At 46.2% G+C, this 10,571-nt stretch carries 11 protein-coding genes; 1 reads left to right on the top strand and 10 read right to left on the bottom strand.

From position 1 onward, the window contains the following. Positions 1–5 precede the first annotated feature (5 nt). Entirely contained in the window at positions 6–569 is a 564-nt protein-coding gene (locus AC0QUU_RS09185; protein ID WP_474542270.1) for a chromate transporter, read from the bottom strand. Further along, positions 566–1,132 (bottom strand): chromate transporter, encoded by a 567-nt coding sequence (locus AC0QUU_RS09180; protein WP_474542269.1) that lies wholly within the window; start codon positions 1,130–1,132, stop codon positions 566–568. The genes AC0QUU_RS09185 and AC0QUU_RS09180 overlap by 4 nt, the downstream gene beginning before the upstream one ends. 108 nt (positions 1,133–1,240) lie before the next feature. Here AC0QUU_RS09180 and AC0QUU_RS09175 point away from each other — a divergent pair, with 108 nt between their 5' ends. Continuing rightward, complete coding sequence (locus AC0QUU_RS09175; RefSeq protein ID WP_474542268.1) at positions 1,241–2,161, top strand: LysR family transcriptional regulator; 921 nt, start codon at positions 1,241–1,243, stop codon at positions 2,159–2,161. On the opposite strand, the gene AC0QUU_RS09170 is transcribed toward AC0QUU_RS09175, so the two are convergent. The 8 genes from AC0QUU_RS09170 to AC0QUU_RS09135 form a co-directional block, all read right to left on the bottom strand. Then, positions 2,130–2,621 (bottom strand): pyridoxamine 5'-phosphate oxidase family protein, encoded by a 492-nt coding sequence (locus tag AC0QUU_RS09170; protein WP_474542266.1) that lies wholly within the window; start codon positions 2,619–2,621, stop codon positions 2,130–2,132. The two genes, AC0QUU_RS09175 and AC0QUU_RS09170, sit on opposite strands and share 32 nt — an antisense overlap. Before the next feature lie 22 nt (positions 2,622–2,643). Next, a complete protein-coding gene (locus AC0QUU_RS09165; protein WP_474542265.1) occupies positions 2,644–3,237 on the bottom strand; it encodes a hydrolase in 594 nt (197 codons plus the stop codon). Between the two features lie 100 nt (positions 3,238–3,337). Further along, positions 3,338–4,819 (bottom strand): MATE family efflux transporter, encoded by a 1,482-nt coding sequence (locus tag AC0QUU_RS09160; RefSeq protein WP_474542264.1) that lies wholly within the window; start codon positions 4,817–4,819, stop codon positions 3,338–3,340. Next, positions 4,809–5,270: a MarR family transcriptional regulator gene (locus AC0QUU_RS09155; RefSeq protein ID WP_474542263.1), complete on the bottom strand. Its 462-nt coding sequence runs from the start codon at positions 5,268–5,270 to the stop codon at positions 4,809–4,811. The genes AC0QUU_RS09160 and AC0QUU_RS09155 overlap by 11 nt, the downstream gene beginning before the upstream one ends. 85 nt (positions 5,271–5,355) lie before the next feature. Further along, positions 5,356–6,405, bottom strand: coding sequence for an alcohol dehydrogenase (locus AC0QUU_RS09150; protein WP_474542262.1), 1,050 nt, complete (start codon positions 6,403–6,405; stop codon positions 5,356–5,358). A 17-nt stretch (positions 6,406–6,422) separates the two neighbouring features. After that, positions 6,423–7,439 carry an aldo/keto reductase gene (locus tag AC0QUU_RS09145; protein ID WP_474542261.1) on the bottom strand — a complete coding sequence of 339 codons (1,017 nt, stop codon included), beginning with the start codon at positions 7,437–7,439 and terminating at the stop codon, positions 6,423–6,425. A 26-nt stretch (positions 7,440–7,465) separates the two neighbouring features. Beyond that, positions 7,466–8,803 (bottom strand): DHHW family protein, encoded by a 1,338-nt coding sequence (locus AC0QUU_RS09140; RefSeq protein ID WP_474542260.1) that lies wholly within the window; start codon positions 8,801–8,803, stop codon positions 7,466–7,468. 14 nt (positions 8,804–8,817) lie between these two features. After that, positions 8,818–10,239 (bottom strand): MBOAT family O-acyltransferase, encoded by a 1,422-nt coding sequence (locus tag AC0QUU_RS09135; RefSeq protein ID WP_474542258.1) that lies wholly within the window; start codon positions 10,237–10,239, stop codon positions 8,818–8,820. Between the last annotated feature and the right edge of the window lie 332 nt (positions 10,240–10,571).

The raw sequence follows: 10,571 nt of genomic DNA, 5'->3' as shown, positions 1-10,571 counted from the left end.
ACCGTTTATCCTCCGATCGCTGACACGGCCGCTTTCATCACACCGGCCAGAAGCATTACCCCTATAGGATTCATTCGGAATTTTTTCAGAAGTATGATACAGATCACAAAAATCAGAACCAGACTCCAGTCTGTGTCCGGCAGACGGATCTTCTCTGAGCCGCCCCAGAACGCAGTTACAAGAATCGAGATCCCCGCGGACGCGATCATGGCCACTACCGCCGGTCTAAGAGATCCCAGAACGCTCTGCAGTACAGTCATGTTTCTGTATTTCAGATATAGTTTTGCAATCAGAGTAACAATAATACAGGACGGAAGAATACATCCCAGAGTGGCTGCCAGAGCTCCCGGAATTCCTGCAATTTTAATGCCTACAAAAGTAGCTGAGTTGATGGCAATGGGCCCGGGCGTCATCTGGGAAATGGTCACCAGATCCGTAAATTCCGTCATGCCAAGCCAGCCGTGCTGTGTTACAACCTGTCCCTGAATCAGGGGCATTGCCGCATATCCTCCTCCGAAACTGAAAAGGCCGATCTGAAGAAAACTGAAAAAAAGCTGCAGACAGATCATCTCTTTGCCCCTCCTTTACTCAGAAAGGTTCTGACAATGCCGATCAGGCCGCAGACAAGAATAATACAGATCACATTGATCTCAAAGAAACATGCCGCCGCAAAGGCTCCCGCCATAATACAGAGAGACGCCGGATTTCTGCCCTCCACAATCCCCGCGGCCATATCATAGACTACCGAAGCAATCACTGCCCCTACTCCGGCCTGCATGCCTTCCAGCATCTGGCTGATAAGCCAGTTGTTCCGGAACGCATTGTAGAAAACAGAGATCAGCGCGATAATCACAAAAGGCGGAATAACAGTAGCAACAATCGACACCAGTACTCCCGGAAGTCCGGCAAGCTTATACCCCACTACAATGGCCCCGTTAACCGCAATGGCACCCGGAGACGACTGGGCAATGGCAGTCAGGTCCAGCATCTCATCTTCTTCGATCCAGTGGTATTCGTCCACAAACTTCTTTTTCATCAGCGTTACAATCACATATCCGCCGCCGAATGTAAAAGCACTCAGGTACAGAGTTGACAGAAACAGTTTTACCAGCACTTCTTTTTTCTGCTTCATCTCATTTCTCCTCCTCCCTCCCCAGTATAATGACGGTTGATTTATATGTAAAATAGTATTATTCTATTAAATACATAATGAAATTCTTATATAAGTAGGAGATACACTATGACACTTCGGCATATGAAAATATACGTCTCTGTTTTTCGTCTGAGCAGCATGACAAAAGCGGCGGAAGAACTTCATCTGGCTCAGCCCTCTGTCAGTCTCGCCGTCCGGGAACTGGAAGATTATTACGGAGTCCGGCTTTTTGAGCGGATCGGAAGACATATTTATCCGACAGAAGCAGGGAAAGAATTTTACAGCTACGCGGTTCACATTGTTTCACTGTTTGAAGAAATGGAGAAAAAAATCAGAAACTGGGATGCACTGGGCATCCTCCGGATCGGAAGCAGTATTACCATCGGAACACGGATTCTTCCTTCCCTTATCGCCCGGTGTCAGACTGCCTTTCCCGATCTGAGAGTGGAAGCTGTGGTAAGCAATTCCACAGAAATTGAAAAGAAAATTTTAAATAATGCAATTGATATCGGTCTGATCGAAACCCAGACCGGACAGAAGGAACTCTGCTCTGTGCCCTTTATGCAGGACTGCCTGTGCGCCATTCTTCCTCCCGGGCATCCTCTGGCCGGACAGAAGGACGTCTCTCTTTCTCAGCTTGTCCGTTACCCCTTTCTTATGCGGGAAAAAGGCAGCGCGGGGCGGGAGATCCTGGAGGCTGCATTTTCCATCAGCCAGCTGTCTGTCCGTCCGGTGTGGGAAAGCACAAGCACCCAGGCGATTGTAAAGGCAGTATCCCAGGGGCTTGGTGTGGCAGTTCTTCCTTATCTCCTTGTAGAAAAAGATATTCAGGAAAACACTGTCGTGGGACGGACATTAAATCCGCCCATACAGCGCAGCCTGAATATCATTTATCACAAAAGCAAATATTTAACGGAGAATATGAATGCTTTCATCTCTCTGTGCAGAACTTACGGCGCGGAACAGGAACCGGTTGTCATCCCTTTTTCTTCCGCTCCTTGCCCGTAAAATGCGTTATGTCGATTCTGAACACCGCTGTTCTCTCCAGCATTTCTCTGCTGAAAACAAGGTCTGCATCCGGAGCCGCATGCTCCATGATCCTGGAAAGAGCATATTGCTTTTCTTCATCAGAAGTAATCCGGCTGACTCTGCCCTTTCCCATGATGCTTCTGTAGGCATAGGAATAACTGCAGGTATAATTACCGGTGATCAGTTCGTGACAGCAGTCCATTTCCACTGCAACATCCGGATTAAGGGCAAATGCTTCCGCCTTTCTGCCCTCCGCCGCGCCGTGAAAATACAATACCAGCCGGGTAGTTTCTTCTCCCGTATCAAAATCGTATCCGAAATTCACCGGAACTATGAACATTCCTTCCTCATCCACGGCGCCGATCCGGACCACATCACATTCTTCCAGTATCTCTCCCAGAACCTTTTTATCCGTGACTTCTCTTTTTTTCAGTCTCATTGCCCGCATTATCTTTCCGTCCTTAAAATCCCATTTCTTTCATCTCATTCTGCACCTGTTCCTCGCAGGAGCGCATGGCCAGTATGGTTTTCCCGAATACATCATTCAGTTCCCAGCCAAGCCGTTCCGCACCGGTACGGATCACATCCCTGGAACAGCCCGCGGCAAATCTTTTGTCTTTGAACTTTTTCTTTACACTGGACACTTCCATATCCATCGTGCTTTTGGACGGACGCATAAGTGCCGCAGCCCAGATCAGACCGGTAAGCTCATCTACCGCAAAAAGGACTTTCTCCATCTCATGAACCGGCTCCACATCACTGCATATTCCATACCCGTGCGAGCATACCGTATGGATCATGTCTTCTCCCACGCCGCCTTTTTCCAGCAGTTCCGGTGCTTTTTTGCAGTGCTCATCCGGGTACATTTCAAAATCAATATCATGCAGCAGACCGCTGATTCCCCAGTAATCGATCTCGTCTTCATATCCCAGCTCCTGCGCAAACCAGCGCATCACTCCTTCTACAGTAAGTGCGTGCTGAATATGAAAAGACTCCTTATTGTATGTCCGCAGCAGGTCCAGCGCCTGCTCTCTTGTAATCCTGCTTGTCCGCATATCTCTTCCTCCTGTCATAAAATCAAATGTCAGTCATCTGCTCACCTGTTAATTATATATACATTTCCGTGCAGATGCAATTATTCTGTCCATCCGGATGCTATTCCGCCGTCTTATATTCTTCTTTCTTTTTCATTGATGCCAGAACTTTTCTGAACTGCACAGCAAACAGAACTGCAGTAAAAGTAACTGCGACAGTATCCGCAATTGGTTCTGCCATATAAACTGCTGTTGTCTGTCTGGACTGCAGAATCTGCGGCATAATATAGATCAGCGGAAGAAGAAGGACAAATTTTCGCATCACCGCGACAACAATGGATTCCACAGCTTTCCCCAATGCGTTAAATGTCATCTGGCAGGCTACCTGTATGCCGAACAGGAACATAACCGCCATATAAATGCGAAGCGCTGTCTTTGTGTATTCCATCAATTCTGCGTCCGTAGTAAACAATGCGGCAAATCCTCCCGGGAACAGCATAACGAAGAGCCACAGAATAACAGAGTAACACAGGCTGGTCTTCAACAGCAGTCTGAAAGCAGCCTTTACTCTTCCGGGATTTCCCGCGCCGTAATTATAACTGATAATAGGCTGCGCGCCCTGTCCGAGTCCCTGAAGGGGAAGCATGGCAAACTGCATAACACTGGTCAGAATTGTCATAGCTCCCACAGCAATATCACCGCCGTACTTCTGAAGGGAAGAGTTAAAGCAGACAGAAATTACACTCTCGCTGGCCTGCATAATAAAAGTAGATGTTCCAAGAGCCAGACAGGGAAGTATAATTTTCGGCACCAGACCGAAATTTTTCTTTCTGATCTTCAGAAATGTTTTCTTTCCGCACAGAAACCATACTACCCAGATACAGGATAAAGCCTGGGAAATAATCGTAGCCAGAGCCGCTCCGCGGACGTCCATGTTAAGTTCGAAAATAAAAACCGGATCCAGAATGATATTCGCCACTGCTCCGATCAATACCGAAAGCATACCGGTTTTTGCAAAGCCCTGGGCAGTAATAAATGCGTTCATGCCCAGTGTAACCTCAACAAAAATTGTGCCCAGCGCATAGATATTCATATAGTCTGCCGCATAACCGATGGTATTGCTGCTGGCGCCAAACGCCATCAGAAAATCCCGGTTCCAGATCAGTAGTACCGCTGTGAGAATTACAGAAATGATAATCTGCACGATAAAACAGTTTCCCAGCGTTTTTTCCGCGGATTCTTTGTCCTGTTTTCCCATAAAAATAGACGCCCTCGGTGCTCCTCCATAGCCCACCAGTGCGGCAAACGCTGAGACAATCATAATCAAAGGCATACACACGCCGACTCCTGTCAGAGCAGTGGCGCCAATCTCCGGTATATGTCCGATATAGATCCGGTCCACAATATTGTACAGCATATTAATAAGCTGAGCGGCAACGGTAGGAACCGCCAGCCGGAACAGCAGTTTCCCGATCGGCTCTTTCCCCAGAGCTTCTTTATCTGAACCGCTCTGCCCGGATATCCGGGTGTCCGCCGCAGCTGTTCCGTCGTCTCTTTCTTCATTCTCCTTATTTTCCAGGAAATCGTCTGATTTACGCTTCATATTCTTTCTTCCCTTCTATTTCCATTGCCCGGTCAATATTATTCAGCAGTTTCTTCCGGAATCTTGCATATCCTTCCAGCTCTTCCTCCGTAAACCCTTCCAGCACCATATCCCAGAATTCATCCTGAACCGATTCGATGCTTTCTGTTACCGGTCCGGCCTCAGGCCTCAGGATAAGATGAATCCGCCTCCGATCCTGCTGATCAGGCCTCCGATCCAGCAGAGACTTCTGGATGAGAGACTCCACTGCTTTAGAAACCGCGCCTTTGGACAGCATCCGCAGCTCTACGATATCTGCTGCTGTATCTTTTTCAGGATTGTTCTGGAGAAAACTGATTACATCTGCCTCGATTACAGTCAGATGGTGTTCTGTACAGACTCTTTTCAGCATTTTTTCATACAATTTAATTACGCCCCGGATTCCCATCCATGTTTCTGTATTCTGTTTCATATATGCCTCCCGGTAATTAAGTTTATAAAAAAACTGTTTCTGCATAAACCATTATAGTCTTTCTGCAGAAACAGTCAATATTAATTCAAATATTTTGTGGCTTAATCGCAAATTTTATAACATGATCCTTTTTATGCTCAAAAATATCATAAGCCTCCATAATCTGATCCATACCACAGCGGTGAGTAATAAGAAAATCTGTGTCCAGTTTTCCGGCCGCAGTAAGATCCATAATCTCCTGACAGAAGCTTCCGTCCACACCGCCTGTTTTAAACACCAGATTTTTCCCATACATATCAGGAAGCGGAAGGATCTGCGGTTCTTCATACATTGCCACAATTACGACAACTGCATTCGGTCTGGCGATCCGCCACGCCGTCTGAAAAGTATCCTTTCCACCTGCAACTTCAAAGACCACATCTGCGCCTCTTCCTTCTGTTGCCGTCCGGATTTCCTCATCGATCCTGTCCCGTCCCGGAACGAGTATCAAATCGGCCAGTCCCTTTTCTTTTGCAAGATGCAGTCTGTACTCATCAGTGTCTATGGCAATAATTCTGGCCGGCGTATAAAGGCGGGCACAGAGCATGGTACACAGACCTGTGGGACCGGCGCCAATCACGGCAACCGTATCCGCGGGCTTTACTTCCCCGATTTTTGCCGCCCAGTATCCGGTGGAGAGAATATCTCCGTTAAAAAGCGCCTGTTCATCTGTCACGCCTTCTGGAATCTTGGTCAGTCCATTGTCTGCAAACGGAATTCTGGCATACTCGGCCTGACCGCCGTCAATCCGGCAGCCCAGCGCCCATCCGCCGTCTTTTTCTGTACAGTTATTAACAAATCCCCTGCGGCAGTAGAAACACTCTCCGCAGAATGTCTCTACATTTACAGCTACCCGGTCACCGGGTCTGACCTTTTTTACCGCACTTCCTGTCTTAATAACTCTTCCGGTAAATTCATGCCCCAGAATCGTACCCGGCATCGCTTTCGGCACTGCACCGTGTTTGATATGGATATCGCTGGAACAGATGGTAGTCAGCGTTACTTCCACAATCGCATCTCTTTCATCCAGAATCTGTGGCTCCGGGCGCTCTTCCACCCCGATTTGTCCTTTTCCCTGATATACAAGTGCTTTCATCTTTTTTCTCCCGGTTCCTAGTTCAGAAACGTCCTGTAATCTTCATAATTTTTTGCAAGCAGTTCCGGCGTATTCAAGCCATATGGGCATTTACCCATACACTGCCCGCAGTGAAGGCAGTCCTCAATTTTTTTCATTTTCTCCTGCCACTCCGGGGAAAGCCATCCTTCCTGAGGCGCGCGCCTGAGCATCAGACTCATCCTTGCACAGTTATTAATCTCAATCCCCACAGGACATGGCATACAGTAGCCGCAGCCCCTGCAGAAATCTCCGGACAGCTGTTGCCGGTCCGCTTCAATCTCCTTCATAAGCCTCTCATCAAGACCGGGCGGACAGACCTGATAGGAAAGGAACTCATCCAGCTCTGACTCCCGCTGCACTCCCCAGATGGGAGCTACATGAGAAAACTGAGGCTGAGCCATATAGGCATAGGCACATGCCGAATTATGAATCAGTCCGCCGGAAAGCCCCTTCATGGCAATAAATCCCATGCCGGCCTTTTTGCAGTTTTCCACAATCTCCAGGTCAGCATCTGCAGCCAGATAGGAAAACGGGAACTGCAAAGTCTCATAAAGTCCGGAATCTATCGCCTCCTGCGCCACTGAGATCCGGTGATTTGTAATGCCGATATGACGGATCTTTCCCTGCTTTTTTGCTTTCAGAGCCGCATCGTACAGTCCCGACTCATCTCCCGGTTTCGGACAGAACGCCGGATTGTGAAACTGGTAAATATCTATGTAATCTGTTTTTAATTTTTTCAGGCTCTCCTCCAGATCTTTCCAGAATCCTTCTGCTGTCTGCGCCATCGTCTTCGTACTGATAATAATCCGGTCTCTTGTATATTTAAAAGCCGCGCCCATCTTTTCTTCGCTGTCGGAATAAGCTCTTGCAGTATCGAAATAATTTATTCCATTGTAAAATGCCTTCTGAAGAAGATACACCGCATCTTTTTTGCTGATTCTCTGTATGGGCAGTGCTCCGAAGCCATTTTTGTTTACCTCAATTCCTGTTTTTCCTAAAATTACCTTATCCATGTTGTTTCCTCCTTCTTCGGGGAATCTTATTCGAGGAGACCCGCGATTGTTTTTGATACATCTTCGCTTGCAATAATAGAAATATTATTCATAATAATCAGATCCTGAATATTATGCTCTTTTACGAAATCCATTACATTATTCTGTGTATACCGGAAATCAATGACATAAACTGTCTGATAATGGTCTACCAGGAACGGAACAAAACTGTTCCCATAAGACTCTTTTACAACAACACAGGACGAGCCGTCATTGAGTTCCGGATTGTTAATCTGGACAAGAGGTTTATCTCCCGCGATAAAACAGGAATAAAGGGAATTTTCATTCCAGGTGCTTACATCCTGAATTACGTGCCATTTCACTTCAGAGCCATCTGCTTCCCAGTAAGTCATGTCATTTGTAGCCATTGGAATATATGCGTCTACCGAATCAGGATTTTCCGCCATGTCTTCATTCTGCAGTTCCTGGTAAAATGTGCCCAGAAACGGCGCAAATGTCATCTTCTGAAAATCAGACAGCTCGTTTGGCTCAATTCCTTTCTGTTCACAGAAATTCCGATATACATAATACGCAGCCAGCTGGGTCCAGTGATGGTCGGTACGGAAATACAGATACTCGTCATTGTGTTCACGCAGGGTATCAATAGTATCTACCGTCTTTACGCCGTCCGTCAGACTGTAATAATACCTGATGGCCTGCTGCTGATCCGCTCCTCCCAGTGCTTCCAGCTCCTCTTCGCTGAGCATGACTCCTGAATTATTCGGAACCAGAATGGAGTACACATTTGTTTTGCCTTCCAGTTCAGCGGCTGCTTTATTTAATGCCGCAGTATAGCTATCTGCAGCTGCCTGACTGTAATAATAGAGTGAATAAGCAGCTCCATCCTTAACATACAGATTCTGCTGAATCTGTTTCTGAATCTCCGATTCCATTGCCCTGCTGTCCGGCGCAGAAATCTGCTCCACCTCCTGAGGCTGTTCGCTGCTGTCATCGGTCTTCTCCTCTTCTATATCCGGAATGTCATCACTGATCTGCCTGCTTCCTACCATCATAGTAGAAGATGTAATTCCATATGCGTTTTCAATTTTCTGATCCACGGCAATCAGTCCGTCACGCATAGGATATGTGTCCGAGTACCATAAAGACAGATCATAAAAAAACTGACCATCCCACAGGGAACTGACGGTAGGTGTCGGAAATTTCGTCAGCGTCCGTTTCTCCACATCTGACACTTCAGGACGGAAGAAAAACAGCAGACCGACAATTCCTCCCAGCAGCATTATAAACGCAAAAATGCGTACACTGAGGGCACGGTAAATAAAGATCGTTTCTTTTTGCTTTTTTGTAATTCTTTGTTTCCCCATTAATTATACACTCCCTAGAACTGAAAATATAAGAAAGGATTATAGCTGTTTCCGATCAGCGCCAGAACGGATAATATCAGCAGCAGCGGCGGTACAATCAGCTCTGTAATATTAAAAACTGTAAATACCGCCGAATTGCGGCTTCCGAACCGAAGCAGGTTCTGCCGTATCAGTTTCCCAAGCGGCGTACATGCGACAACCGCAAAAATAAGAAGGAAAATATTGCTGAGAAATAAAGTGCTCACATCCATTCCCGTAAATCCATTTGTGCCAATCCCGAATAAGCCTCCCAGTACAGACCCGAGTTCTCCCAGACTTTCAAATTTGAAGATAACCCAGCCGAAGAAAACTACAAATAAAGTATATATATACTTAAGCGGTCCGGGGATTCTGTCCTTGATCACAAAGCGTTCCAGCAGCAGGAATACAAGATAATAAAGTCCCCAGAAAATATAATTCCAGCTGGCGCCGTGCCACATTCCCGTCAGGAACCATACAACCGTCATATTACGGATATATTTCAGCGTGGAACAGCGGCTTCCTCCCAGCGGTATATAGACATAGTCTCTGAAAAATGTACTGAGAGAGATATGCCACCTCCGCCAGAAATCTTTCACGGATTTCGCGATGTACGGATAATTGAAATTCTCCAGATAACGGAAACCGACCATCCTTCCCATGCCGATCGCCATATCTGAATAAGCTGAAAAATCAAGATAAATCTGCAGCATATAGGCAAACATTCCCAGCCACAGTCCAAGAGTGGACTGCGCCGCGAGAGCATCGCTTCCCGGCAGAATCAGAGAATCCGCGATTTCAGCGCAGGAATTTGCCAGAATTGCCTTCTTGGCAAGGCCGATACAGAATCTCCGCACCCCGACATAGATATCTGTCTGCGAGACTTTCCGGTTATCAATCTCATTTGCGACCGTTTCATAGCGGACAATAGGTCCTGCAATGCACTGGTGAAACAGACTGGAATACAGAAGCAGCTTCCAGAACGCCGGCTGGGCGTGTATCTCTCCCCGATATACATCAACCACATATGAGAGAAGCTGAAATGTATAAAAGGAAATGCCGATAGGAAGAACGATATTGGGAATCACTTCCGGTACGCCGAACAGCATCTGAAAGTTTTCCAGAAAAAACACTGCATATTTAAAGTATCCGAGCAGTCCGAGCAGGACAACGCATTCCCCGGCCATATATAATTTTCTGCCCCGGTCATTTTCAGTTTTTTCGATTCTTAGAGCAAAAAACCAGCTTGCAAATGTTTCGCCGACTAAGAGGAGCAGATATTTCGGCCCGCCCCAGGCATAAAAAATCAGCGAAAACACAAGCAGTACTATATTTTTATATTTATCTTTTACAAACAGATAGATTGTCAAATTTAAGACAAGAAACAGAAACAAAAAAATAAGGCTTGAAAAAACCATGACGTAAACTCCCCTCTGAATTACAGAAAATGTATACTCAACGAAATTCTACAAATCTCGACATTACCAGTATAATGTCAGAAGCCCGGAAACACAAGCGATGTTTTCAATCTTTAATACAACTGTAATATTATTAATTTCTTGATTTCTTATGTAAAAAAATCGCAACAATTGCGTGATTCCTGAAAAGAATTGCCGGCATAAACATGAAGTTGCCTGCACAATTGGTTTTCTGATATACTAAACAGGTTCCGACGAACAAATTTTTTATGAAATTTATAAAATTCTTTGTAACGAAACCCATAATTCTCCGTCTAACCGGTGTACAGGAG

The organism is Mediterraneibacter sp. HA8405 (genome assembly GCF_056148955.1).
The sequence above is the reverse complement of the archived record's forward strand: the minus strand, read 5'-3'. Positions and strand labels throughout refer to the sequence as shown.